Source organism: Paenibacillus herberti (assembly GCF_002233675.1).
Lineage (GTDB): Bacteria > Bacillota > Bacilli > Paenibacillales > Paenibacillaceae > Paenibacillus_O > Paenibacillus_O herberti.
Genome location: NZ_NMUQ01000001.1, coordinates 1,365,518 through 1,390,892, shown reverse-complemented (window position 1 = coordinate 1,390,892; position 25,375 = coordinate 1,365,518). Strand labels below are relative to the sequence as shown.

19 protein-coding genes are annotated in these 25,375 nt (G+C 50.6%); 1 reads left to right on the top strand and 18 read right to left on the bottom strand.

What is annotated here, in order from left to right; genetic code table 11:
* Positions 1 to 5 precede the first annotated feature (5 nt).
* Positions 6 to 938, top strand: coding sequence for an aldo/keto reductase (locus tag CGZ75_RS06440; RefSeq protein ID WP_089523405.1), 933 nt, complete (start codon positions 6 to 8; stop codon positions 936 to 938).
* A gap of 266 nt (positions 939 to 1,204) precedes the next feature.
* On the opposite strand, the gene CGZ75_RS06435 is transcribed toward CGZ75_RS06440, so the two are convergent.
* The 18 genes from CGZ75_RS06435 to CGZ75_RS06350 all read right to left on the bottom strand — a co-directional run bounded on the left by CGZ75_RS06435 (position 1,205) and on the right by CGZ75_RS06350 (position 25,371).
* Positions 1,205 to 2,599: a sulfatase family protein gene (locus CGZ75_RS06435; protein ID WP_089523404.1), complete on the bottom strand. Its 1,395-nt coding sequence runs from the start codon at positions 2,597 to 2,599 to the stop codon at positions 1,205 to 1,207.
* Positions 2,596 to 4,002: a sulfatase family protein gene (locus tag CGZ75_RS06430; protein ID WP_089523403.1), complete on the bottom strand. Its 1,407-nt coding sequence runs from the start codon at positions 4,000 to 4,002 to the stop codon at positions 2,596 to 2,598. The genes CGZ75_RS06435 and CGZ75_RS06430 overlap by 4 nt, the downstream gene beginning before the upstream one ends.
* On the bottom strand, positions 3,999 to 4,553 hold the full coding sequence (gene cysC, locus CGZ75_RS06425; protein ID WP_089523402.1) for an adenylyl-sulfate kinase: 555 nt from the start codon (positions 4,551 to 4,553) through the stop codon (positions 3,999 to 4,001). The genes CGZ75_RS06430 and cysC overlap by 4 nt, the downstream gene beginning before the upstream one ends.
* Entirely contained in the window at positions 4,550 to 5,584 is a 1,035-nt protein-coding gene (locus CGZ75_RS06420; protein ID WP_089523401.1) for a Gfo/Idh/MocA family protein, read from the bottom strand. Before CGZ75_RS06420 ends, cysC begins: the two co-directional genes overlap by 4 nt.
* Before the next feature lie 3 nt (positions 5,585 to 5,587).
* On the bottom strand, positions 5,588 to 7,003 hold the full coding sequence (locus tag CGZ75_RS06415; protein ID WP_089523400.1) for a sulfatase family protein: 1,416 nt from the start codon (positions 7,001 to 7,003) through the stop codon (positions 5,588 to 5,590).
* 18 nt (positions 7,004 to 7,021) lie between these two features.
* Positions 7,022 to 7,858: a sugar phosphate isomerase/epimerase family protein gene (locus tag CGZ75_RS06410; protein WP_089523399.1), complete on the bottom strand. Its 837-nt coding sequence runs from the start codon at positions 7,856 to 7,858 to the stop codon at positions 7,022 to 7,024.
* A gap of 292 nt (positions 7,859 to 8,150) precedes the next feature.
* Positions 8,151 to 9,536: an extracellular solute-binding protein gene (locus CGZ75_RS06405; RefSeq protein ID WP_089523398.1), complete on the bottom strand. Its 1,386-nt coding sequence runs from the start codon at positions 9,534 to 9,536 to the stop codon at positions 8,151 to 8,153.
* Between the two features lie 259 nt (positions 9,537 to 9,795).
* Positions 9,796 to 11,178: an extracellular solute-binding protein gene (locus CGZ75_RS06400; RefSeq protein WP_089523397.1), complete on the bottom strand. Its 1,383-nt coding sequence runs from the start codon at positions 11,176 to 11,178 to the stop codon at positions 9,796 to 9,798.
* A 209-nt stretch (positions 11,179 to 11,387) separates the two neighbouring features.
* Positions 11,388 to 12,782 (bottom strand): extracellular solute-binding protein, encoded by a 1,395-nt coding sequence (locus CGZ75_RS06395; protein WP_089523396.1) that lies wholly within the window; start codon positions 12,780 to 12,782, stop codon positions 11,388 to 11,390.
* A gap of 56 nt (positions 12,783 to 12,838) precedes the next feature.
* Positions 12,839 to 14,242, bottom strand: coding sequence for an extracellular solute-binding protein (locus CGZ75_RS06390; protein WP_089523395.1), 1,404 nt, complete (start codon positions 14,240 to 14,242; stop codon positions 12,839 to 12,841).
* Positions 14,243 to 14,360: 118 nt separating this feature from the next.
* Complete coding sequence (locus CGZ75_RS06385; RefSeq protein ID WP_089523394.1) at positions 14,361 to 15,272, bottom strand: carbohydrate ABC transporter permease; 912 nt, start codon at positions 15,270 to 15,272, stop codon at positions 14,361 to 14,363.
* A 6-nt stretch (positions 15,273 to 15,278) separates the two neighbouring features.
* Positions 15,279 to 16,157 (bottom strand): carbohydrate ABC transporter permease, encoded by an 879-nt coding sequence (locus tag CGZ75_RS06380; RefSeq protein ID WP_089523393.1) that lies wholly within the window; start codon positions 16,155 to 16,157, stop codon positions 15,279 to 15,281.
* Positions 16,158 to 16,161: 4 nt separating this feature from the next.
* Complete coding sequence (locus CGZ75_RS06375; RefSeq protein WP_089523392.1) at positions 16,162 to 18,459, bottom strand: DUF5696 domain-containing protein; 2,298 nt, start codon at positions 18,457 to 18,459, stop codon at positions 16,162 to 16,164.
* Complete coding sequence (locus tag CGZ75_RS06370; protein WP_089523391.1) at positions 18,452 to 19,078, bottom strand: YIP1 family protein; 627 nt, start codon at positions 19,076 to 19,078, stop codon at positions 18,452 to 18,454. The genes CGZ75_RS06375 and CGZ75_RS06370 overlap by 8 nt, the downstream gene beginning before the upstream one ends.
* Positions 19,020 to 20,519, bottom strand: a complete 1,500-nt coding sequence (locus CGZ75_RS06365) for a hypothetical protein (RefSeq protein ID WP_089523390.1) — start codon at positions 20,517 to 20,519, stop codon at positions 19,020 to 19,022. The genes CGZ75_RS06370 and CGZ75_RS06365 overlap by 59 nt, the downstream gene beginning before the upstream one ends.
* Positions 20,520 to 20,562: 43 nt before the next feature.
* Complete coding sequence (locus CGZ75_RS06360; RefSeq protein ID WP_089523389.1) at positions 20,563 to 21,450, bottom strand: carbohydrate ABC transporter permease; 888 nt, start codon at positions 21,448 to 21,450, stop codon at positions 20,563 to 20,565.
* Between the two features lie 4 nt (positions 21,451 to 21,454).
* On the bottom strand, positions 21,455 to 22,339 hold the full coding sequence (locus CGZ75_RS06355) for a carbohydrate ABC transporter permease (protein WP_245850812.1): 885 nt from the start codon (positions 22,337 to 22,339) through the stop codon (positions 21,455 to 21,457).
* 80 nt (positions 22,340 to 22,419) lie between these two features.
* Positions 22,420 to 25,371 (bottom strand): extracellular solute-binding protein, encoded by a 2,952-nt coding sequence (locus tag CGZ75_RS06350; RefSeq protein WP_089523387.1) that lies wholly within the window; start codon positions 25,369 to 25,371, stop codon positions 22,420 to 22,422.
* Positions 25,372 to 25,375: the final 4 nt, after the last annotated feature.

Below are 25,375 nucleotides of genomic sequence, written 5' to 3'. Positions count from 1 at the left end.
ATCGGATGAAAACCATTGAAATCCGCGGTATCGATAAACCAGTATCAGCTCTGATCAAAGGAACAGACTACTTTTACAATGACGCATACGAAAAGGCAAGCGCTAATATGGATGCCTTTCTGGCCATCGGCGGCAACACCGTTGACACGGCTTATATTTACTGCAACGGACAGAGTGAAGCTGTCCTAGGCCGTTATATGGAGGAGCGCGGCAATCGGGACGATCTCGTTATTTTGACAAAAGGCGCCCATCCAGATCACACGGGTCCTCGCGTCAATCGTGAAGCGATTCGCAGTGATTTACTCGAAAGTCTCGAACGGCTGCGTACGGATTATGTGGAGCTCTATGCACTGCATCGAGATGATCCCGCCGTCCCTGTGGGAGTTATCATTGAAACGCTTAACGAGCATATAGAAGCTGGCCGTATCGGCGCGATCGGCGGTTCCAATTGGACATGGCAGCGCCTTCAAGAAGCTAATGAATATGCAGATGCGCACGGCCTTGTCGGCTTCACATTCAGCAGCCCGAATCTTAGCCTGGCCAAAGCCAAGGAAGCGTTCTGGTCCGGCTGCGTCTCTGCCGATGAGGAAACACTCCGCTGGCATGAGCAGCAACAGCTTCCTCTGCTGTCCTGGTCTTCGCAGGCGCGCGGCTTTTTTACGGGCCGCTTCACGCCGGAAGTGCGTGACAACGAGGATCTCGTCCGTGTTTTTTATAGCGATGAGAACTGGGAACGCTTTCGCCGGGCAGGACAGCTCGCCCAGCAAAAGAATGTGACGACGATTCAAATCGCGCTTGCCTACGTATTGAATCAGCCGTTTCCGGCTGGCGCGCTGATCGGCGCTCAGAATAGCGATGAGCTGCTTTCATGCCAGGCTGGAGCTGAAATTAAGCTGACGCAAGAAGAACTTGATTGGCTGGATCTGACGGCCGAGTAGCCGGAACAAGAAAGCCGTTCGCTGCGCGTGCAGCGATAGCGAATAGTACATTTCCAGCGCATTTACTCACTGAGGATGGAATGACATCGGACTGGAAAAGGTCCTTGCGCGAACGTCCAATGGAAGAGCCTTGGGAGCTTTGAGCTTCCGAGGCTCTTTTAGCGCAGAAAAAACCGTATCCCAGCATTCACCTCATCTGCACCAAAATGGTGCAAGGAATGAATACGTGAATACGGTACAACCAAATCCCCAGCTGAGCAAGGTTGTTACAGCTTCCGCCCTTCCAGCAGCTGTCCATCCAGCCAACTACCACGCAAGATACCGTCCTTCGTCTTTTTTAGCTCCCCATGCAGCGAACGTCTGAGCGAGCTGAGCGTTTCCCCGCACTGCGGATCTGCGATTCGGTTAATGAGCTCATTGGGATCATTAACCAAATCGTATAGCTCATCGAGATCGGTCGGATTCCATATATATTTCCAGGTAGACGTCCGGATCATCCGTTGCACATAAAGGCCGAACTGCTGCCCATTGTATGTACAAACGACGGACGTACGCCAATCTTCTGGAGGCTGCTCTTCAAGCAGCGGCAACAGCGAGCGTCCGTGGAATTCCTCAGGCACTGGAAGATTCAGCCATTCCAGCATTGTTGGCGGCAAATCAAGCGTATTATATACAAAGGAATCGCAAATTTGTCCCGGAGCAATCACTCCAGGATAGCGAATGGCAAGCGGTACCTTCACGACATCATCATATAGAATATAATGTTTATCCATCATGCGATGGCCGCCGCACATATCACCATGATCCGATGTATAAATGACGATTGTATTCTCATCTTCGCCAAGCTCGGCCAGAGTCTGCAGGATCATGCCGACGGCATCGTCCATCTGGCTAACAATGCCGTAATAACGAGCAACTGTAGGCGCCCAGTCCTCCCATGTAAAATCTTCAAGCCCCCAATTGAGCAACTGCTGCCGCTGAATATAAGGTTTATTCTCGAAGGTATCCCCAAAGCTTCCCCATACGGGCACTTGCTTCGGATCATACAAGGAAGAGAAGGGCTCGGAAGGCCGGCAAGGCGGATGAGGCTCCGTAAAATTAATTCTGGCATGCCACGGACCGCCGCTGCGAGATAGGTCTTCTAACATTTCGCAAGAGCGTTTTGCCAGCCAATGCGTAGGTGCATCATCAAGAGGCACGGGATCAGTCTCTCCCAGAACGCCGTTTGCATAGCTGAGCTCAGGGTACTTGGCCGCGCGGAATGCGGTATATTCCTTATCGGAATTGATATATCGGTCATATCCGAACGCAGTCGGGTCAGCTGTGGAGCTTCCTCCCCATTTGCCGATATAACCGGTTGCATAATGGGCAGCCTGCATATCTTTCGCCCAAGAATAATCATTTTTGGTCAAGCTCGGTATAGGCAGCCCTATGCCATCATTCCAATACGCTCCGAAGCTTTCGGGTCTCCTGCCGCATATAAAGGATTGCCTGGACGGGCCGCACACTGGAAGCGGCGTAAAAGCATTCGTAAACCAAATCCCATCCTTAGCAATTCGGTCGATATTCGGTGTTTGAACCGGGTATATTCCGCTGATGCCCGTACAGTCGTAGCGATGCTGATCCGACATCAGGATGAGAATGTTCGGCTGCTTTGTCATCGTTGCTGCTCCTCTAAAGCCCGCTGTTTACGCTCGACAGCATCATCAAATTTGCCACGGATTGGGTCGTTCCACCACTCATCCCAGGAAAGTCCGTATTGGCCCAAAATCGTTTCGATCCGCTTGCGGAACGGCAGTCCAACCTCAAGCTGCTTCTGCATCGGATCTTCTCTGCCTGCCAATTTACCCTGAACCCATTCATCGATTAAAAGCTGCAGCTCATCGGCCAGCTCTGGCATAAGCTCCGCAAGGTTAATCGTTTCCCCTGGATCTGATTTCAAGTCGTACAGCTCGCGCGGTGGACGCTTGAACGGACCTGAATCATAGGTCACGATCAGTTTGTAATTACCGTCTGTTACACCTCGTGCTGCTTGCCAAGCACATTCGCTCAGGAAAACTCGATCATGAGTTCCCGACGCTTGACCGTTGATTGCCGGCCAAAGGCTTTTACCGTCCAAATCGTCCGGGATTTGAATACCTGCCGCTTCTAGTAATGTCGGCATGAGATCGACCTGCTGCACAAGACCTGGAACCCGTCTGCCGCCAGCAATCCGATTCGGCCACCTAATAATAAGCGGCACGTTCACCGTCGCATCATAGAGACCGCAATGATCCCAATAAATATCATGCTCCGTCAAGCTCTCCCCATGGTCACCGAACAGGACGAGCATCGTATCCTCAGCCAAGCCAAGCCTTTCCAGCTCCTCATCCAGCTCACGGAGCCGATCATCCAGGTAACGAACTTCCGCATCGTATAAAGCATTCATATACTCGGCATCTGTAACGCTGCCCAGCATGTCATAATGATGATACTTAAAGAACGGATAGGCTGCGCTATTATAGGCTTCATCCATACTCCGATTGGACGGATCGTATGGGTTCTTTTCCTGATCATAGAAGCTCGGGATATACTTTTCTGGCGGCAAATACGGCGTATGCGGATCCCAGTAATGAAGGAAGAGGAAAAATGGTTCGTCTCCCTTAGTCGAAAGCCATGATGTAGCCAATTCATTGATTGTTTTGCCATCGATCCAGCGCTTACTGCCGGAGGAATTCATATAATGCCGATACCCTCGCGCGAACCATTCCTTCAGCTGGTATAAATTATCTACAGCAGCCGTTGTATAACCCGCGTTTTTCAGTAAGGAAGGCAGCCATTGCACTGACTTCGGAAGTGAATTGAGCTCGGAGCCGTGAGACACGACGCCTGTCGTTAAACCGACCTTGCCTGTGAAAATGCCCGTATGAGCAACCTCCGTCGGAATGTCGGCGGCGTAAGCCTTCTCGAACAACACCCCTTCAGAGGCGATTTTATCGATGTAAGGGCTTGTTGGCTTCTTATAACCATACGCGCCGAGTCGATCGGCGCGTAGAGTATCGAGTGAGATGAATATAAAATTCATACCATCTCCTCCTTGCGGGAGTTTAAGTAACTGGCTTGCTTGAGCCAATTATAAACCAGGCGGGCATTTTCCTGTACGCTGCCATGCTCGGGGTACAACGTGATTTCAGGATGGTCCGGAATCTCATAAGGGTCGGATATACCGGTGAAACATTCGATTTCCTTGTTCCGCGCTTTGGCGTACAAACCCTTTACATCCCGACGCTCACAAGCCTCGAGAGGGCTATCGACGAACACCTCTGCGTAATCCACAATTACCGAACGGGCATAATCCCGCATTTCCTGATACGGCGTTATTGCGGATACGATCGTAATGACGCCATTACGGGCCAAAAGCTCACTTACATAAACAATGCGTCTAATATTTTCAATTCGCTCTTCATAGCTAAAGCCGAGCCCTTTGCATATTCCAGTTCTCAGCTCATCACCGTCAAGCAGCTCTGATTTTATGCCCACTGCGCGTAGCTGCTGCAGGAGCTCGCGGGCCGTTGTCGTCTTGCCCGCGCCTGACAGCCCTGTAAACCAAACAACGCACCCGCTTTTACTACTCATGCTTGCTGCACTCCCTCACGCTTCTCGTCATAGATGTCACTGATGCGAATTGGCGCACCGTTCTCAAGCTGGGAGCGGATTGCCGCTTCAATGATTCGTTGTACCGCTAGGGCGTCTGCACCCGAAGCGGATATTTGATCCGGGGGAACCCCGTCCTTAACTTCCTTAATAAAAGCCCCGATCCGGTTGAAGAAGGTTGAATCGAATCCTGATGGACTTGCGAAAATGGAATTTTTGAACACGCGCTGTTCATCGCTTCCGCTCGGATAGAGCGTCAGGCTCTCATACACGTTATCGAGGACGAATCTTCCATTCGTCCCTCCCACCTCACATCGTTCAATGGGATGTCCGCCATGCATATCGTAACTCCCCGTCAAATGCCCAACCGCACCGGAAGTGAATTCGAGATTGATAGAAGCCGTCGACCAGACGGAACGCCCGGGAGCTTTGGTCATAAAGGACTGCACCCTTGCGACATCGCCGCCAAAATAACGCAATACGTCGAATGAATGTGGATGCAGCGCCCGCAAATGGACCCAAGGCGTAGATTCATTGCCACTGCCGATGGTCAGCTTCATATTAACGAACAAGAGCTGGCCGAGCTCGCCTTGACTGATCCACTCTTTCGCTCTCTTCGCTGCGGGAACAAAGCGGTGATTGAGGTTGCAGGCGAGCCGCACACCTCGTGCGGCTGCTGCATCGACCATCATACGCGCCTCATGCAGGCGATTCGAAATAGGCTTCTCGACGAGAACATCTTTGCCTGCTTCAATGGCTTGCATCGTTGGCTCCAGATGATGCGAGCCATTCTCCACGCCACCTGTAGCAACACTTACAACATCGATATCTTCATTAGCAAGCATGGACAGAACATTATCATAGGGCGTTGCACCGAATCGCTCGGCAGCCGATCTTGCCATGTCACCGCGTAAATCACATACAGCGACCAGCTCAACATCGGGATGCTCCTTGTACACGCGACAGTGCAGGAGACCGATATGATTTAGGCCGATTACGGCGACTCTAATCATCGCTTATCCCTCCACTACTTTTTCCTCTACCTCTTTTTCTTGCAACTTGCGGGCATTGCTCGCTGAGCCGATCCGCATCGTTTCGTATGCTTCCTGAGAATCCTTGAACGGACCGCCTTGGTGACCGTGCCAGTTCAGGTTTGTAATCATCGGATTCGCCCGTCCAGTGGAATCTTCCCTGCGGCTGATATGGGCTTCCATACGGCCAATCAGCAGTTTCACAACTTCAGGCTCCTGCTCGGCTACATTGTTCAGCTCCTGCGGATCGAGAATCAGGTTATACAGCTCGATTTCTGGTTTGAAGTGGAAATCCGGCTCCAGAGCGACGATCAGCTTCCACTCTGGTGTACGCCAGCCATGCTTGCGCATCCAGGTACACTCCGTAATGTAGAACTCCGGCTCACGTTCTAGTTCCCCGCCATTGATATACTCAACGAGACTTCTGCCGTCAAATGTTATCCCCGTCTCTATGCCGAGTAACTCGAGCACAGTAGGCATAATATCTTTGATCTGGGTATGATCGGACATCCGTTTGCCTGCCGGTACCTTGCCAGGGAAGCGCAGAATGAACGGAGTAACCAGATTCGTTTCATACAGCCCGTGATGGTCGTAGTAGCATTCATGCTCGTTCAACGTTTCGCCATGGTCAGCTGTAATGACGACAAGCGTTTCCTCCTCAATGCCCAGTTCCTCTAATGCGGTAAATATACGGCGGATGCAGGCATCCATATAGGCGACAGCACCATCATATTGGGCATCAACATAATCCGAGTCGGTGCAGTCTTTTGGAATCCAGGAGCGAAGATAGTGAACGAACGGCTCAAAGTTGTCCATGCCTTCCAGCGACCTGTTATTGGGGTCTCTTTCGTTGCCTTCATAGAAGAGGCGATCGAAGGGCTGTGGCGGCAAATAAGGCGAATGCGGATCCATATGCCGAAGGAACAACAGAAACGGTTTGTCTTCCGCAGCAAGACGTTTCAGTTCCGGAATAGCGACATCGTTCATGCGTTCTGCCTTTGGACTTCGGCCTGATCCGTCTGGTCCCCAGCCGTCGTAATCAAGATAAAGATCGAAGCCTCTTGCCGATGCATTACCGGAAAAACCGATGCAAGTCGTATTGTAACCCCGCTCGCGAAGCACCTCGGCCAATGTCTTCACATGGCCGCCGAGACCGCCTTCATGGCGAAGCGCTACGACGTCGGTCCCGAAGCAATCCATACCTGTCAGCATCGAAGCATATCCCGGCGTAGTCGGCACGCTTGGGCTGAAATGATTTTCAAACAAGGTACCTCCCGTAGCATATTCGTCGATATGAGGTGTAGTCAGCTTTGTGTATCCATATGAACTCATATGATCTCGACGTAAGCTGTCGATGCCCAGAAACAATACATTCGGTTTTTTATTCGTGTTTGCGCTCATGATCATCAGCTCTCCTTATTATCCGTTTTGACGCTGCAGAGCGTCGTCTTGCGATGGTCTTGCTCCAAGCGCCTTCAGGCAGCCATTTAAATATCCGTAGCTTTCTGCGGCCACGATCGATACTTCGGCAAGCGAGTGTCCGGCCGCCCCGATCACTTCCAGACAAACTGGACCCTCGTAATTGCCGTCTGCAAGCACTTTGCAGTAGGCGGCAAGGTCGATATCACCACGGCCGCAAGCTTGCTGTCCAATCGCTCCCGGACCTGCGCTGCGTCCTTTGCAATCCCGGATGTGAACATGCTTCACTCTTGACAATACTTGCGGCAGTGCTTCCTCCGGATTCTCGCCTGCACGATAAACATGGCTTGGGTCCATGTCGATTCCAAATCCCGCACTGTCTATCGCCTCCATTGCGCGCAACGTTGTTGGCGTATTATAGATTGCGTTGCCAACATGGGCTTTCACGCAAAGCGTTACTCCATAAGAAGCAGCCAAGTCGGATAAACGGGATAATGTCGCGATCGACTGCATCAGGTCTGCTTCGTCATTGCTCTTGCCGCCAGGACCGACGTTGACAACCGGAATTCCAATCGCTTGCGCAGCTTCGAACGCTTTGGTCAAGCGTGCTTCATCAAGCGATGCAACTTCCATGGACAGGTACGAGACGCCGTATTCCTTAGCTAAGCGCTTCAGCTCTTCGGCTTGTCCTTGCCAGGCATCTAATACCAGATGTTCACACATGCCTTGAATGGCGGAAAGCTCAACACCGTCATAACCGCATAATGCAATATGTTTTACAGCCGTCTCTACGTCGAAGTCTTTGAACAATACAGAATTTACGCCTAATTTAATCATGATTGCTCCTCCTAGTGAGCTCATCGTTCCAGGAACAGATGGCTATAGTTATATGCTGGTTTTGCTATTTGTGTCCATTTTAGTCGGTGGCAGACCTAGCCTCAAAGCGTTTTCAGACAATATCATGGTCGATCAGGACGAATTGCAAGCGGTTACAGAAAAAGTAGGAACTATTGGAGCAAAGTGGCCGCTTAGCTGGAATAGAAAAAGAAGCATCATACGAGCCAGCATCTATTCGATGGCAGGTAGATGCTTCTTTTTTCACAAATGCTAGAGCTGATGTTATCCTCGATTATTTCGCCAGTTCATCCAGCTTTGCCTGCGTGTACTGCGTCATATGCTCCAGAAAAGCTTTTGCCTCGAGCTTGCCGCTAATTACATCCCCATATTTCGCGTTTAATTCATTCTCGAATTCAACAGGAACGTATGGCGGTGTCTTCTGAGCTCGTTGGACGATGTCATAAACAACTTTCATGGCCGGATCTGTTTTGGCCTGCTCAACTAAATAAGGATTATCCTTGATGGCAGAAACACTTCCACCATTTTTCAGCTTGAATTCAGCGGCAGCTTTGTCCATGCTGATCCATTTCAAAAGCGCCCAGGTGGCAGCTTCATTTTCTTTTTTGCCTAGCGTCGTCATCATCATGGAGTGACCACCAAACCAGAGTGAAGAAGTCGGCATTGGCACAAGCTCCAAATCTGGATTGAGCTTCAGATTCTCTTGAACATGTCCAACAACGGCCGCTTCAAAAAGCGATTTGCCGGCAATTAAGCGGGATGTATTTTTAGGTAAGGATTCCTGAAGTTTTTTAATCCGTTCATCATCGATATTTTCCCGTTTGAATCGGACCAACCATTCGAGAGCTTCGACGATCTTTGGATCGTGGAAATTAACTTTGTTTGTTGCCGGATCGTAAAAAGTAGTAGAATCCGCTCCGTTCATATAAGCAAATGTCAACAAGCTATTAAAGTTTCCATACAGCTCTAATGGGGAGAACGTGGTCATCACTTGCTCACCGTTCTCAACTACCCAAAATTCCTTTGCAAAATCCTCAAACTCCTGAAGGGAGTTCATTTCCGGGAATTCTGTGTGTCCATACTGTTCCAACACTTCGCGGTTGTAGACGATAGAGAAGTTGGGATCAATCGCATAAGGAAGCTGCCATATTTTTCCGTCCGCACTGAATCCTCTTTTGTAAGCGGGTTCATAAAAATCATCGGATTTAAACGTCGGATCCGCCTTAATGAATGGTGTCAAATCTTGAATCAGATTATCTTTGATCCATTCGCTTGGAAATCTCCCGTCCAAAAGAATGTCGGGGTTATCCCCTGCAGAAATCAAAGCTGGCAGATCATTCGTCAATTGTTGCATATAAGTCACTTTGATATTGGGATAAACCTTATTGAACTCCGCCATCAACGAGTTGAAGTAGTCGGACCAGCCGCTTCCAAATATAGAAAGAACCTTCACCTCTCCACTTATTTCCGTATTGTTTGTTGGTGCAGGAGCCTCCGTAGCCGTAGTATTTGTGCTCGTATTACTACTGGTATTACTGCTGTTCGATTGATTCGCCACATTGGCGACTCCGCCCCCACCTCCGCTGCACGCTGCTAGCAAAGTAGTGACCAATCCAATTGCACCAATCATTTTAAATCTTTCTGTTGTCTTTTGACCCATTTAGACCTTCCTCCCTTTGATTGAAGTTGCTGGCCTGATGTTTGACTTTGTTTGGTTTGTTTGGTTAAACGATGGTGACAACCCCAGCGTAGCCTGCCATTTCATTAAAATCAAAGCGCTTTCAGACAATATAGTGGCCGATTATGCCAATTTATGGAGCAGGTGAAATAATGCCGACTGCATCAAAGACTGGCCCCTTGAACTGGAAAAACACCCCAAGGTGGAGGCCCCAGGGTGCAGAAGGTAAACTTCTATTCGGTTAAGATTTTTTTTCGTCCAGCAAAGCTTGGATATAGGTCGTCATATGATCCAGAAATGCCTTCGGCTCAAGCGTTCCGTTGATCACATCCCCGTATTTACGGTCGAATTCGTCCTGGAATTGAACCGGCGGGAACGGCGGAAGCTTTTTCGCTTGTTGTAGAATGTCATATGCGACTTTAAGCGCTGGATCGGACTCCGCTTGCTGCAGCAAGTAAGGGTTATCCTTCGCCGCGGATATCGTGCCATTCAGCTGGAGATTGATTTCGGCCGCTTCCTTGCTGGAGCTGAGCCATTTAATCAGCGACCATGCCGCCTCTTCGTTCTCTTTTTTGCCGAGTGTTGTCATGAAGAGCGCGTGTCCGCCCAGCCAGAGAGAATTCGACGGCATTGGAGCGAGCTCCAGATCAGGATTGAGCTGAAGAGCCTGTTGGACATGCCCCACGACGGAAAGCTCCATCAGCGATTTGCCAGCAATGAGGCGGGATGTGTTTGCCGGCAATGAATCCTGCAGCTTCTTAATCCGTTCGTCATCGATGTTTTCCCGTTTAAAGCGAACAAGCCACTCAAGCGCTTCTACGATTTTCGGATCGTTGAACGTTACTTTATTCGTGTCTGGATTGTAGAACGTGCTTGCGTCCGCTCCGTTTAAATAGGCAAAGGTCGTGAGACTGTTGAAGTTCCCGTATAGCTCCAGCGGAGAAGATGTCGTCATCACCTGTTCCCCATTTTCCGCAATCCAGTAGCTTTTGACAAAATCCTCAAACCCCTGCAAGGAATTCATATCCGGAAGCTCCGTATTGCCGTACTGCTCCAACACGTCGCGGTTGTATACAATCGTAAAGTTCGGATCGACGGAATAAGGAAGCTGCCACACTTTTCCATCTGTAGTGACTCCTCTTTTGTAAGCGGTCTCATACAATGAATCGGCGCTGAAGGACTTGTCCTTCTCAATAAAAGGCGCCAGATCCTGGATCAGATTGTCGGGAATCCAACTTGCCGGATAGTTCCCGTTGCCGCCACCCGCCAGCATGATGTCCGGCGTATCCCCGGCCGAGATCAGCGCCGGCAAATCATCGATGCCTTGCATCATATACGTCACTTTCACATTTGGATAAGTCTCGTTGAATTTTTCCATCATTTTTTTGAAGTTTTCGGCTGGGCCTCCTGCAAAGATAGAAAGAACTTTAATATCGCCTTTGACGGCGGAGTTATCCGGCGTGGAAGTCTGTTCTGCTGTCGTGCTCGGCTGCGGGCTTGTCCCAGCATTAGCGGCATTGTTGGCACTGTTATTGCCTGCGCCCCCGCTGCTGCAAGCCGCAAGCACGGTCACCAAACCGATTGCACCGATCGTTTTCAATCCTTTACGAGCTTTCTGTCTCATGTAGACTTTCCTCCTGTAGTTGAAGTAGCTGGCATGTTGTTTGGTTTGTTAGTTCGATTCCTTTCGACAAGTTTAGTGTAGCCGCTGGATTTAGTAGGCATCAAAGCGCTTTCAGACAAAACAATGGCGGATTATGCCAATTTATAAGTAATGATTAAAAAAGAGCATCTGCCGTCGATTGGGACGGCAAATGCTCCTCTTCCGATCTATTACTTCTTCAATTCATCCAACAATGCCTGAGTATACTTGGTCATATAGTCCAAAAATGCCTTAGGTTCCAGCTTGCCGGACAGAACCTCTCCGTATTTCTTGTCGAATTCACCTTCATACGGCACTGGCAGGAACGGAGGCACTTTTTGGGCTTGCTGCAAAATTTCAAGGGCAACGGCCATTACAGGATCGGTCTCCGCCTGCTCAACCAGGTAAGGATTATCCTTGATGCCGGACAAGCTCGCAATTGTTTTTAGCTTTATTTCCGCCGCTGCTTTGCTGGAGCTTATCCATTTGACAAGCGACCAGCCGGCTTCTTCGTTCTCCTTTTTGCCGAGGGTGGTCATGTGGATTCCGTGACCGCCCATCCAGAGCGATTCGGCAGGCATCGGTTTCAATTGCGCGTCGGGGTTGACCTTGAGAGCATCACGGACAGCGCCGACAACTCCCGGCTCCAGCAGCGATTTACCGGCTGCGAAGCGTGACGTATTGGCTGGAAGGGACTCATTCAGCTTAGTCATCCGGCCATCGTCGATGTTTTCACGTTTGAAACGCAACATCCATTCCAGCGATTCTACAATTTTCGGATCATTGAATGTCACCTTATTCGTTTCCGGATTATAAAAACTGCTCTGATCCGCACCGTTGAGGTAAGCAACCGTAATCAGGCTGTTAAAATTGCCGTACACTTCAAACGGAGAATATGTGGTCATGACCTGGTCGCCATTTTCGACTACCCAGTACTTTTTCAGAAAGTCCTCATATTCAGCCAAGGAATTCAATTCAGGAATTTCTGTATCGCCGTACTGCTCCAGCACCTCTTGATTGTAAATCATCGTGAAGTTGGGATCGACCGTATACGGGAGCTGCCATAATTGGCCTTGAACGCCAAGTCCGCGATTATAAGCCGGCTCATAGAACATATCAGCCGTTATTTCTGGATCTTTCTCCATAAGCGGCTTCATATCCTGAATAAGTCCGTCCGTAATCCAGCCGATCGGAAACCGACCGCCGTCGGAAATGATGACATCGGGATTATCGCCGGCCGATATAAGTGCAGCCAGATCGTTAATGCCCTGCTCCATATGCGTCACTTTGACATTGGGATATTCTTTATTGAATTCGACCATCATCGTGTTGAAATTTTCAATGGCTCCACCGCCGAATATCGATAATACTTTAATCTCGCCTTTAATGGCCGTTTTATCGATTGCCGGCGGCTGGCTTTCCACTGGCGTGTTTGTTTCTACATTCACTGGTGCATTTGTTGCCGAATTGCTGCCTGGATCATTATTCGTTCCGCTGTTGCCTGTCCCGCCGCTGCAAGCTGCAAGTGTCATCACCAAGATGATGGCGCCAATCTTATTGAACCCTTTTTTTATTGATTGCATCATAAAAAAATCTCTCCAATCAATGTAATAGTGGGCTTACTGTTTGCGCTTATGAAGGATTATTTACCCTTAATTTCATCTAGCAGCGTTTGCGAGTATTTTGTCATATGATCCAGGAAAGCCTTCGGTTCAAGTACACCCGTCATAACATCGCCGATTTTTGCATTGAATTCTTCCTCAAATGGCACTGGCAAAAATGGCGGATGTTTCTTCGCTTGCTGCAGCACCTCATAGGCTGCTGCAAGCACGGGATCGGATTCAGCCTGCTCGACCAGATAAGGGTTATCCTTGATTGCAGATAGGCCCGAATCAATTTTGAGCTTTGCTTCCGCGGCAACTTTGTTGGAGGTGATCCATTTGATCAGCGACCAGGTGGCCATTTCGTTTTCTTTTGTACCGAGAGTTGTCATGGAAAGGCCGTGTCCGCCCACCCAAAGTGATTCGGCAGGCATTGGTTTTAGTTGAATATCCGGATTGGCCTTCAAGTTTTCTCTGACATGAACGAGAACCGCCGGCTCCAGCAGCGACTTACCCGCCAAAAAGCGAGACGTATTTTCCGGCAGCGTTTTGTTAAGCTTCTCAATGCGCTCGTCATTGATATTTTCCCGTTTAAAGCGCACCATCCATTCCAGCGCTTCTACGATTTTGGGATCGTTGAATGTTGCCTTATTCGTCTCCGGATTGTAAAAGGTCGTTTGGTCCGCGCCGTTCAGAAAAGCCATTGTAATCAGGCTGTTGAAGTTGCCGTATACTTCAAAAGGCGAAAAAGTAGTCATCACTTGCTCGCCGTTCTCAACCACCCAGTATTTTTTCAGAAAATCTCCAAATTCCGGCAATGAGTTCATTTCCGGCAATTCCGTATCGCCGTACTGCTCCAAAACTTCCTGGTTATACATCATCGTAAAGTTGGGATCAACCGTATAAGGCAGCTGCCACACCTGACCGTCAACGCCAAGGCCCCTGGTGTATGCGGGCTCATAAAACATGTCGGCCGTAATTTCCGGATCGTTGTCCATAAACGGCTTCATATCCCGGATCAGTTTGTCCTGGACCCATTTCAATGGAAAACGCCCGCCGTCGGCCAAAATAACGTCCGGCTTTTCGCCGGCGGCAATGAGAGCCGCCAAATCATGAATGCTCTGTTCCATTGCAACCACTTTGACGTTTGGATACTCTTTGTTAAAGTCCACCATCATTTTTTTGAAACTGTCAATTCCGGCGCCTAGAATCTTCACCTCGCCCTTAATGGCGGTTTTATCTATTGCAGCCGCAGGCGGACTTTCTGGCGGACTGTTCGTTTCTGCGCCAGCCCCTTGATTGGCCGCGCTGCCGCTGTTATTCGCTGTGACTGCTCCCCCGTTGTTACCTCCACCACCGGTGCATGCTGTCATAACAGATACGACTAGCATCACCAAGCATAAGGCACTGACCTTTTGGAACCGTTTGCGATTTCCTGTTTTCATCGCTTAATTCCTCCAAATGAATGGTATGGTCCTGTAATTTAGCTTAAGAACAGTGCCAGCCCTTAGGCCCCTCCCTCACTCACCTCCTTTCATTTGGGAAACTGCGGGGGGATACGCGCTACTCGATCAATCCCGTCCGCTCTACTCCTTCGACGAACCATCGCTGAGCGATGGCATATAGAATAAGCGGTGGCGTGATGATGAGGAAGCTTGCGGCCATGCGGATCGTTTCATTAAACATGTTGTCGGCGTCGCTTTCATAGAACCCCTTGAGCACGGCCTGCAAGTTGTTCAAGCTGAGCGTGAGCGGAGTGTTCTCCGGTCCCACGACCAGTGCAGTCATATACGTTTCATTCCAGTGCCAGATGAAGGAAAACAGGAACACGACGAGAATCGCCGGTTTAGCGAGGGGAATGACAATACGCGTAAGAATCCGCAGCGAACCGGCCCCTTCGATGCGCGCGGATTCGTCCAGCTCCTTCGGTAGCGTGCGGAAAAACTGTGTAAAAATAATGACAAACAGCGAACCCCGAATGCCGTGACCGAACATTGCCGGGCCGATTATTGCGAATTTGGTGCCCATCCATCCAAGCTCTTTAATGAGCAGGAACATCGGAATCACAATCGTTTGGGGCGGAATAAGGAAGCTCAGAATAAGCAGTCCGAACAGAATCGACTTGCCGGGAAAATTGAATTTGGCGAAGGCGTATCCGGCCAAGGCGCATGCCATCACGTGAAAGATCGCTCCAAAGCCGCTGATCGTCAGGCTGTTGACCAGTCCTTTCCCATAATTAAGTCCTTCCCAGGCCAACTTGAGATTGTTCCACTCCAGGCTGCGCGGAATCCAGCGAACGGATGGATCTAGCAGATCAACCTGATTTTTGAACATTGTTGAAATCATATAGAACAATGGATTCAGATAGAGATAAGCAATGTTGAGCAGCAGCGCGTACAGTACCAAATTCATAATCCAGCCGTTTTTTTCCTGGTTTCCGAACAGCATTCTTCGTGTCCAGGCTACTTTATCCATGGGGCTTTACCTCCGCTTCTCGGATTGACCGTCTATTCGTTTGAAGAACCATATGACGAGCAGAATGAGCACAAACGCGATGGAGAAGTAGACCCAGCCCAGCGCGCTGGCATAACCATAACCTGTATATTTCATATGGTTGGTAATCAGGCCGAGAATCGGGCTAAACGGGAACGTGAACATCTCGACAACAGTATAAATCGTGTTGAGCAAAATGAATGGCGTCAACGCGGGCAGCGTTATTTTCCAGAACGTTTCCCAGCGCGAAGCGCCGTCGATTCCCGCCGCCTCGTACACCGGCCGGCCGATCGTCTGCAAACCGGCTACGATGATGATGATTTGAACGCCGGAATACCAGAGTACGATGACAAATTTATTCAAGACGGCGAGCAGCGGATCGGAGAACATTTTAGGAAGATTGCTCTCGATATAGGGCTGAATGTTGTACTGCTCCAGCAGCGATAACCCCGCAGCTCCTTGGTTAAAAATCTCGTTCAGCACTTGGCCTGTGGCAAATATAACAGGCAGGAAAAAGATCGCGCGAAACACCCCTTTGCCCGGCAGCTTCATGTTCAGCATGATTCCGACGAGCAGCGAGAACAGCACGATGACCGGAATCGTCAGGATCGTCTCCTGCATGTACCGGACGAGCATCAGGGGGAAGTCACTGTCCTGCAAAAACGCATTTTTGTAGTTGAGGAAGCCGACTGGCTGCATAATCAGCCCATCCCCGGTTACCCGCACATTTTGGAAGCTCATATAAAAGGAATAAATGAGCGGATAGAGCACAAACAATCCAAGTCCGACCAGCCATGGCGTCAGGAGGGCATAAGCGGAGAAGGCTTCGCGGGCTTCTATGGAAATTCTGCGTTTGAAAGGCAACATGCGCTTATCCTCCTTTGCCGGCCATAGCGAAATCGTTCGGTTTGACTTCCACGCCGTTGCCGCGGTAAGGAGCATCCCCGTAGTTGACGATGACGCGTTGGCCGTTTTCGTACGTTGTTTCAAATACATCTTTGTCCAAGCTGCGATGATTCACGATCATTTGATTCTGCAGTCCGCCGAGAACGGCGTTGGCCCGCTTGTATTCCTTGACGATCGTGTCCATCCATTCCGAATATTGGCTGCTGAAAATGTACCTGGTGAACGTATCCTTCAAAAGGCCGGGGTCTTCGAAGGTGAGCAGATAAGACGGCTGAGCGCCGTATTCCACGGAACGCAGCAGCTCGGCGTTGAACTCATCGCGCAAATTGCCGGGTTTTCCGGAATAGCTCACCAGGCCGTGAATGGCGATGGGATAAAACGGCACGCTCTTTTGGGCCAGCAAATCGTAGCTCGGGCTGAGCGGTAAGTCACTGATATGGTCAGCTTTGCCAAGAACAAACGAATTGCCGTGTGAGACACGAACGCTGCCGAGCTCGGATTTCGTTTTGCCCAACATCTCAGCGAAGATCGAGGCGGTAGCGCCGCGGCTGAACGGATTGGCGGGGGTATTGTCGGAGAATAGCACCTCACCGATGGAATTATGATGAACACCGTCCACGCCGAAATCTTTGTACGTCGGTAAGCTTTTTTCTAGTTCCTTCAAGGATAAGTCAGGCTGCATCCAGTATTTTTTGGTCGCTTTTCGGAAGGAAAATCCGCCTGAAGGCCCCATCTCGTCTTCCACAACCCGGGTGTTGGAATCCCTTACAGCCTCTTCCCTGGCGACAAAACCTTTGCCGGAATAAGCAATGACAAAGTTGTCGTCCAAATAAAAGCGGCTACCGCTGCTCTGCACCTTTTTAATCAAGCGTTTAAGCGCATCCGTTCCGCCCAAAGCCTCCTCCGGAGGCAGACGATCCGGCAGATAGCGCATGAAGCCGCCGTTGGACCAGCCTTCAAACACGATGTCCATGCCGGTTATGCCGGAGGCCGCAAGTTTATCCACGATGTCGGCTGCTTGATCAAACGTTGTTGTCGTCACCAGCTTCGAACCGAACATGCTTGGCTCGCGGTCCCCGCCGAAAAACGCTATTTCCAGCGGCAAGCTCTCCGGCTGCGATTCAACCCGCTTCAGCCCTTTCGTTTCCATTAGATAGCTGCGGTAAGCCGACGCCATGCCGACGTAATTGATCTGCTCCGGCTTATCTCCCTGCAAAAAGTAATACCGGATTTGGCGGTCTTCCTCCAGCCGCTTCTCGTCGTAGACGTTGAAGCCTTCCCCGAAGCTGCTCGTTTGCCGGTAATACTCTTGCCGATACTGGAATTGAGGCGCGATCCAGTTGTACGAAGTATAGAGCCCGCCGGGAGTCGCGTTGATGTTGGCGTTTGTCTCCCCTTTTGTAATAATTCCGAACAGTGCATTCTGTCCATACGATATGCCGAACACCGGAAGCAGCACATCCGACGGATCGTCCGGCGAGCCACGGAACGATTGGGTCGATACGGACAGATCCATACCGTAGGTTTCGCCCGTATAACGGAACGGATATTTGCCGTTAGGATCGAATTCGATCGTCGCGCCCATGCCGCTAGGCACGAACATATGCCCGTTCGGCATGTCGCTGTGTGCCGCCCCAAAAAATGGGAATGCCCATAAATAAACGAACTGGGTGTTAGGGCCTTCCTTAATACGGTCGGACGGAATATCTACCTCAAGGTAGCCGTCCTTCATCGACACAACGAACACAAAGCTGCTTTCAATCGATTTCAGATCAAACGTAATTTCCGCGCCTTCGTCCGTTTCCTTCACGGAGACCGCTGTCCTCAAATCGGAGAAATTGCCGTATTTGAGCTTGGATCCGGCTTGCCGCGTATCTACGTATTCCAAATAAAAGGCAGAATCGAGATTTTTGCGCCAAACCCCTTTGACCGTCTCGGAAGCCAGCGACTGCTCGTCAGGGTTGCTGCGCCAAACATGATTGTTACGCTTATCCGTAACTGCAATTCGTCCGTCGGCACCGACTTCTAACTTAAACTTGCCGGTTTCCTTCACAACCGCTGCCGTAAAAGGACCTGTTTTAACTGCAGGGCCTTTTGAGGTTTGCACGGTTTTGGCGTTGGTCGGCCCTCCCTTGCCGGCTGCCGTTATCGGGGAAGCCTCCAGCTCTCCCTTCACATAACGGAATCCGGCTACGGCAAACGCGCCTACCGCAATTACCACAACCGATAGCGCGATCAAACGCAGCCATTTGGCTTTACCCACGGAACGACACCTCCTCATAGAGCTGCCGGATGAAATCAATCAGCTGAACGCACAGACCGGCGAAGATCAGAATCAGCACCCACATCGCCAGCATGAACAGCAGCGATAAAATGGTAATCCAAATTGTTTCTCCGATATCATAGTTGTGGACTTCCTGAACAAACACGATGAAGAGAAATACGGTCCAGCCGATAATCAAATAGTTGAAAAATTGATAGATAGAGCTCTCGCCAATCGTCAACAGATTAGAGAGCAACGCCAGCGGCACCGAAAAAAGAATATACGGCACAAGCGCGTAAGAGCTGCCGACGATAACATCGACAAGCCTGCCCTGCCCCCGGTTAATGGAGCTGACCATGTAGTTGGCCAGCACCCAGGTCACCCACGGTATAGCTACCTGTGCAAATAAAAACCATGGGTTGACGAATTTAACATCGATCGGATTGAAAATAAAGCTAGTCGTGATCTCGGATAGGAGAGTCGCCAGATAAGCAAGCGCAAGCAGTATCGCCGCCGAACCAAGACTTCCCCGCCTCTCGTACCTCAGCTCCCAGAAGCCGTCAACCGGATGCCGAAGTATTCGAATGGCTTGTTTGAGATTTAGCACCAGGTCTGCCATCGCCGTTCCTCCACTTCATCTTTTTCCAGAGCTTGACCGCCGCCGCATAAAGGATTAGAAGCACAAGACCAGAGGTTACTACCGTACTAAAGTTGTTTTGCAGCCAGATGACGCGAAGCTGCCAGAAGGAATCCGAGTACCCCTTCACGTCCCGGGCCAGCCGGAATTCCCGCATCGCATTCTGCCATTCGCCCTTACGGTAAAAGGACTTTGCCAAGCCGAGATGCGCCTTGTAATATTTGCTGTTCAGATGTAGCACTTCTTGCCAGTAGCGCTCGCTATCCTCGTAACGTCCCAACATGAACAGCTCGTTGGCCTTATGCACCAGTTGGGCAAATTCCGTCTGGCGGAAGATATGAATCAGGTTGGACATTCGGTCGGAAATGTACAGATTTCCTTTGGAATCAACTGCAATGCTGGACGGGTAGTTGAACAGGCCAAGCTTGTTGAAACCTTCGTTCTTTCCGCCGAACGAGAACAGCATGCCGCCCTGCGGATCGTATTGATACACACGCCCGCTTCCAGCGTCGATCGCGGACATATTCCCGTTGCCGTCGACCGTTATATCCTGGAACAGCCGCTCTTCATTCGTGAAGACAGTCTGGGCGCCGAACAACCGATTGCCAAGCAGATCCTTGCCGGCAAAGTTGAATTTTTTGAGCTGACCCGTGTCGACGGATATGCTGGTTGTATAGATCAGGCCGGCTTTATCGATCATGACGTTGCTAACGGAGCCGGGTTGCTTTGTTATTTCTTTTTTGAGCTGTTCTTCGGTATAAACTTGGCGTTTCAAATAATCCAACATATTAAAAGGGACATTATTCGCGCCGAAAAAGCCTTGAAAGCTCCCCTCTTCCGGGTCGATCACCGTTAAGCCCTGATAGCCGTTTTTAGTTGCGACGTACAGAAAGCCTCGTTTATCCACGGTCAGCTTCACCGGTTCGAACTCGTAGTCGCGGGGAAGCAGCGTTGTGTCCGGGCGTTTGTATTCTTTCACGAAGGCTCCAGACCTGTCGTAAACGGCAATGCGTTTGTTGCCAGTATCGGCAACGTAAACATGCTTCTCGTCGACGTAAACTCCGTTCGGTTCTTTCAACTGGCCGGGGCCTTTTTGCATCCCGAACGCGGCGACGTAGCTTCCGTTTGAGTCCAGCTGCACAATCCGGTTGTTTTTGGAATCCGCTATGAACAGATGATCCTGCCCGTCGATGAACAAATCATTGGGATTGTTCAGATTAGGGGGACCTCCGTTAACATCCGGCGGCACCATATTCAGCCCGATATAACCGGTAGGCACGTAGGCAGGCTGGACAAAAAACTGCCCGTTCCCGCTGTCGTAGGAAAACGTTCGGTAAGGAAGCTCCGCCTGTGCGGCCGGCGGTTGAAGCCAGGGTCCAGTTACAAGCACCGCCGCGATTACAAAGCGCAACCATTTGGGCATGCCTGCTCATCCTCTCCATTTGGGCAAGTTGTCGCTATCCCGGTCATTTGATGCCGGAATGCATCATCGTCGTAATTACTTTCTTCTGCATCGCTAGGAAAATGATAAAGTTCGGTAGAAACAGGAGCAGCGCTACCGCCGCCGCAGCGCCTTGATTGGCCACGTTGTTGGAGAGATTGTTTGTCAACGTGTTGACAAAAAACGGGAGCGTTTTCATCGTTTCATCCTCCATGAACAGCGTAGACGTTTCATCGGAGGACCATGCCGTCTGGAACGAAAGGATGGCAGTTGTTGCGACGGCCGGCATGCACAGAGGAACGACGATTTTAGCGAAAATCCGGAGCTCTTTCGCCCCTTCCACCTTCGCGGCTTCCAGCAACTCATCCGGAATTTGGTCGATGAACTGTTTCATCAAAAACACTCCGACCGGCATTGCCACAAGGGGAAGCACATGTCCCCAGTACGTATTGATAATGCCGAGATTGCTAATGACGAAGTAACGCGGAATGCCGACCATCTCCGGCGCAAACATCAGCGAGATGATAATGCCGGAGAAGATAATGCCCCTGCCCGGGAACTTGTGCTTGGAAAGCGGATACGCGCACAGAACGCTAATCAGGCACGAGGTGAAAAACACGAGCACGCTCATCACGATGCTGTTGAACAAATACCTTGTCACCGGCACGGCGGACGACTGCGTCACGACGATCAGATCGGTGAAGTTTTGCAGCGTTGGCTGTTTCGCGATAAAGGTTGGCGGATACAGAAACAACTCGTTAAACGGCTTCAGTGCATGATTGACCAAATAAACAATCGGCAGCAGCATGAAGGCGGCGAGCAGCGTCATGGCGACGAACAAAATCCATTGGAACGTCGTCATTCGGCGCAGTGAACGGAACCCTTTTTTTAAGTTGTACGCCCAATCCCGCATGAAGTCATTCCTCCTTCGAACCGAACAGCTTCCAGCAGATCCGGCTCACGATGTAGGTCATGACTAGCAGCAACACAGATATGGTTGAGGCATAGCCCATCTCGTACCGGATAAAGCCGTAGTCGTCGATATGATTGATCAGCAAATGGCCGGAATATTGCGGTGACGGATTTGAGCCCGACAACTGAGTGCTGATAGAGCCGGCTTTCAGCGTCCCGACGACGGCCATAACCGCACCGAACAGCATCTGCGGTTTCATGGCAGGAATCGTAATGTACCAGATTTCCTGCAGCCGGTTGCGAATTCCGTCGATGCGGCCTGCCTCATACAGCTGCGTATCGACGTTTTGCAAACCGGCCAGCAGCGCTAGGAAACCGACGCCCATGCTGCTCCACAGCGTCACGAGAATCATGACCGTCATCAAATATTTTGGGTCCTGCGTCCAAAGCACCGGCTCGCTGATGATGCCGAGCTCCAGCAGGAAGCTGTTCAAGTAGCCCAGCCTATCGCCGCTGAAAAAGATCAGCCACACGACAGACATCGCCACGCCAGCGGTCATCGACGGCGAGTATAACGCCAGCGTATAGAAAACCCGGATTCTCGCCGGAAGCTGCGTAATGAACCAGGCGAGCATAAACGCCGCCATATAACCGAGCGGGCCGACGATAATGGCAAACTTGAACGTATTCGGAATCGCATACTTCCAGAAAACCATGTCTTGGGTGAGCAGGTTCTGATAGTTCAGCCAGCCGACGAACTTTGGCGGTTCGATTGCGTTGAAATAAGTTAAGGACAGTATGATCGCCGCTATAGTCGGAATGACGATAAATAAAAGGAATGTAATTAAAAAAGGTGCGATGAATACATAAGAAAGCCAATTTTTCCTCATGGACGTTAAGGTCGAGGCAATGGCAAGCTTTTTCCGGCGAGTAGCACGCGGGGGACCCGCCGTTGTGACCAGTTCCTGGCTCATTTTTCGCTCTCACCTCCGACCTGCGGCTTGACTGAAGGAACGTCCAGCTTACGGACCACATTGCCATCTTTATCGACAAATCCGAACTCCTGCTGTTTTCTCAGCAGCTCCCGATTGATTTCGAAGATGGCTCCCTCCAGTGATTCGCGGAAATTCATATTGTCGAGAACGGTTCGATTCCAGGCAAAGCCAAGCTCGCGTCCGGTAAAATATCCTCCGGGAACGTTCGGAATTTCCTGGAACCACTCCAGCTGTTTGTTAATCTCGGCGGCATGCTCCTTGGGCCAAGAAATCTGCTGGAAAGCTTCTTTATTAGCGGTATTCCAGCGGAACTCGACGCCGTTGAACATCTCCATGTCGTTGCCGAAGCGCGTTTGCGTCTCCGTTGACGTCCACCATTTCAGGAAATCCCAGGATTGTTCGGGATTCTCGGAGGACTTGAAGATGGACCCGGCTTGAATCGCTCCGCCGCCCCAGCGCTCGATATCGCCGTTTTCATTGCGGGTGCCGGGAAGCGGCGCAACCGCCCATTGCCCGGAAATTTCCGGTGCGGCTACCAGCAGCTGCAAATACAGATTAAAATCGGAGAGGCCGATCGGGATATTCCCGTTGCGGAAATGCATATAAAAATTCGGAACTTCCTGCGGCAGGCCGTAAATATTGAAGAAATCGGTCCACTTTTTAAACGCTTCGAACGACTGGGGAGAATCCAGGCCGGATTTGAGCCCGTCTGGGGTATAAAAGGATGCGTTGTTCTGGTAGAAAAACGGTACATAGTTCGTTGAAGGGATGTAAAAATCGTAGCCCCGCTGCTGCAACGTTGGAAGCATGACATAGATGTCTTCCCATGTTTGCGGTACTTTGAGCTTGAGCTCCTCCAAAATATCTTTCCGATAAAACATCACATTGAACATGATCGTTTCCGGAAGCGCATAATCGCCCTGATCATAGTGGAAAGGAACGAGCGAGCCCGGCAAGAACTGCTTGGCGACGCTGTCGTAGTCCTTGAACTGGCTCAGGTCAAGCAGCGAGTTGCGAATCGCCAGATCGGCCGGCATCCCCTGATCGAGCCCCAGCGCGACGTCAGGTTCCCGGCCCGCCGAATTGCTCAGAATCAGCAGCTGCGGGTTCGGCATAATGTTCACATTTACCTTAATGCCCGTTGAAGGGGTGAACTGCTCGTCAGCCATTTGCTGCATGAGCGACACGTAATCCCGGCCACGATTGACCCAAACGGTAATCGCCGCATCTCCATCCTGACGCCCGTAATCAAAATAATCCGGGGAAAACGTCATAAAAAACGTTTTGACGGTGTTGGTCATCACTTTCCAAGTTGATGGAGTCACATCCGGAATCTCGGCTGTCGCTTTTGAGATATAGATTTGATCCAGCATGAGCGGCTGCTTGGTCAGCTCCAAGGAAAAAGTGGACAACGTTTCCTGCACCGAGGTCAAATTACCGAGCTTAGTGGGCAGATCGTTCGGCCGGTCGGCCAGGCGCTGCAGCTTGGATACGGCGTCGCGGATCGTGGCCGTACCGCCGGCCTCCGTGCCGTAAAGCTCTTTCATGTAAGCCCAAACATCATTCAGCGTATCCCTCATCTTTTCCAGCCTTTGTTTGGCGTCGGGCAGCTGCTCGGTGATGTTCCAGTCCCGATTGACGTCCGCATTGTCGCCGGTCAGAAGCCGGACGAGCCGATTGATGTCTTGAACTTCCGAGGACACATACTGAATCGCCTCGACGATCGGCGTAACAGGAGCATTCGTAACGGTCATCGACAGATCATGTTTGCCTTTGGTTAAGTAAAAGAGGAAAGGATCTTCTTTGCTCTGACCTAGCGAGGTCATCGACCAGTTTCGCCGATAAGAAAATGAAAACGCTTTTAATTCCTCGTAAGGAATTTTGCCGTCAATCCGAATTTGCCGGTAGGCATTGGAGCCTTTATTAAAGTTTTGCATGTATTTCAAATCGATCTTATACAGGCCATCATCGGGGACTTCAAATGTCCATGCCGCCGTTTGGCCTCCGCGAACCCAGTTTGAGCCGCCCATCGTATTAAACACGATTTTTCCGTCGGATTCCGGCGAGGCTAGATCGTCCCGGCTTGCCTGCATCTGCACTGAAGGCTCCGACTTTACGCTCATCTGTTCCGCTTCAAGAGCTGTATACCAGTTCGGATCTCCGCCGCCCTCTTGCTTGAGCTCTTTTTTTGCTTCTTCGTAGGATGGGATATTTCCCGGAGCCTGAAGCGTAATCCGATCGATCGCAATCGGCTCGTATACCGACTGGATGCGAATGACCTGTTTGCCTTGGCTCAGGTTCCAGCGCAAAGGCTCGTTGCTTGCATAGGAAGACTCCATCAGCTCCCGCTCCTGCCAACCTTTCACCGCTAGCTGGCCGGGACGGATTTGATTGCCTTTTTTATCCGCTTGAGGCGGATAATGTTCATCCTTCCACTGCAGATCGAGCTTGATGCTCTGGGCTTCCACAAAGGGAGACTTGCCGTTCACCGTAATGGCGATTTGATTCGGAATGCTGGAATCTTCCACTGAATAATAATGAAGCCGCAGCTGATAGAGCCCGCTTTGGGGAACGTCGATTTCATATTCGACCCACTGTTTTTCGTTCAGCAGCACCGAATCGGAGCTTCCTGCCAGCGGCTCAGGCTTTACTTCGGCGGAAGCGTTGGCGTAATCGGAGGCACTCAAAGCAATATCTGAAGTGTTTGCGTCCTTAACGCCTTCCTCGGACCACTTCTTGAGCACCTGAGAATAAATCGGCTCCGCCGAAGCCGCTGCCGGGATCGATATCGTTTCAGGATTTGGCAGCGTCCCTCGGGTAACGGTTCCATTTGCATAGGAGGGAGTCAGCAGTATGCCGGCAGTTAGCGAAACGACAACCGGGATCGCCCAGATTCGCCGTCTCCTTCGTGGCGGATTGTTCATCATTTGG

Excerpts from the sequence above, each read along its gene's own strand:
- CGZ75_RS06370 (WP_089523391.1), bottom strand. The coding sequence starts at position 19,078 with ATGGCAGACCTGGTGCTAAATCTCAAACAAGCCATTCGAATACTTCGG.
- cysC (WP_089523402.1), bottom strand. The coding sequence starts at position 4,553 with ATGAGTAGTAAAAGCGGGTGCGTTGTTTGGTTTACAGGGCTGTCAGGC.
- CGZ75_RS06410 (WP_089523399.1), bottom strand. The coding sequence starts at position 7,858 with ATGATTAAATTAGGCGTAAATTCTGTATTGTTCAAAGACTTCGACGTA.
- CGZ75_RS06350 (WP_089523387.1), bottom strand. The coding sequence starts at position 25,371 with ATGATGAACAATCCGCCACGAAGGAGACGGCGAATCTGGGCGATCCCG.
- CGZ75_RS06380 (WP_089523393.1), bottom strand. The coding sequence starts at position 16,157 with ATGTTGCCTTTCAAACGCAGAATTTCCATAGAAGCCCGCGAAGCCTTC.
- CGZ75_RS06400 (WP_089523397.1), bottom strand. The coding sequence starts at position 11,178 with ATGAGACAGAAAGCTCGTAAAGGATTGAAAACGATCGGTGCAATCGGT.
- CGZ75_RS06405 (WP_089523398.1), bottom strand. The coding sequence starts at position 9,536 with ATGGGTCAAAAGACAACAGAAAGATTTAAAATGATTGGTGCAATTGGA.
- CGZ75_RS06385 (WP_089523394.1), bottom strand. The coding sequence starts at position 15,272 with ATGGATAAAGTAGCCTGGACACGAAGAATGCTGTTCGGAAACCAGGAA.
- CGZ75_RS06415 (WP_089523400.1), bottom strand. The coding sequence starts at position 7,003 with ATGAGCGCAAACACGAATAAAAAACCGAATGTATTGTTTCTGGGCATC.
- CGZ75_RS06365 (WP_089523390.1), bottom strand. The coding sequence starts at position 20,519 with ATGCCCAAATGGTTGCGCTTTGTAATCGCGGCGGTGCTTGTAACTGGA.
- CGZ75_RS06440 (WP_089523405.1), top strand. The coding sequence starts at position 6 with ATGAAAACCATTGAAATCCGCGGTATCGATAAACCAGTATCAGCTCTG.
- CGZ75_RS06360 (WP_089523389.1), bottom strand. The coding sequence starts at position 21,450 with ATGCGGGATTGGGCGTACAACTTAAAAAAAGGGTTCCGTTCACTGCGC.
- CGZ75_RS06420 (WP_089523401.1), bottom strand. The coding sequence starts at position 5,584 with ATGATTAGAGTCGCCGTAATCGGCCTAAATCATATCGGTCTCCTGCAC.
- CGZ75_RS06430 (WP_089523403.1), bottom strand. The coding sequence starts at position 4,002 with ATGAATTTTATATTCATCTCACTCGATACTCTACGCGCCGATCGACTC.
- CGZ75_RS06395 (WP_089523396.1), bottom strand. The coding sequence starts at position 12,782 with ATGATGCAATCAATAAAAAAAGGGTTCAATAAGATTGGCGCCATCATC.
- CGZ75_RS06390 (WP_089523395.1), bottom strand. The coding sequence starts at position 14,242 with ATGAAAACAGGAAATCGCAAACGGTTCCAAAAGGTCAGTGCCTTATGC.
- CGZ75_RS06355 (WP_245850812.1), bottom strand. The coding sequence starts at position 22,339 with ATGAGGAAAAATTGGCTTTCTTATGTATTCATCGCACCTTTTTTAATT.
- CGZ75_RS06435 (WP_089523404.1), bottom strand. The coding sequence starts at position 2,599 with ATGACAAAGCAGCCGAACATTCTCATCCTGATGTCGGATCAGCATCGC.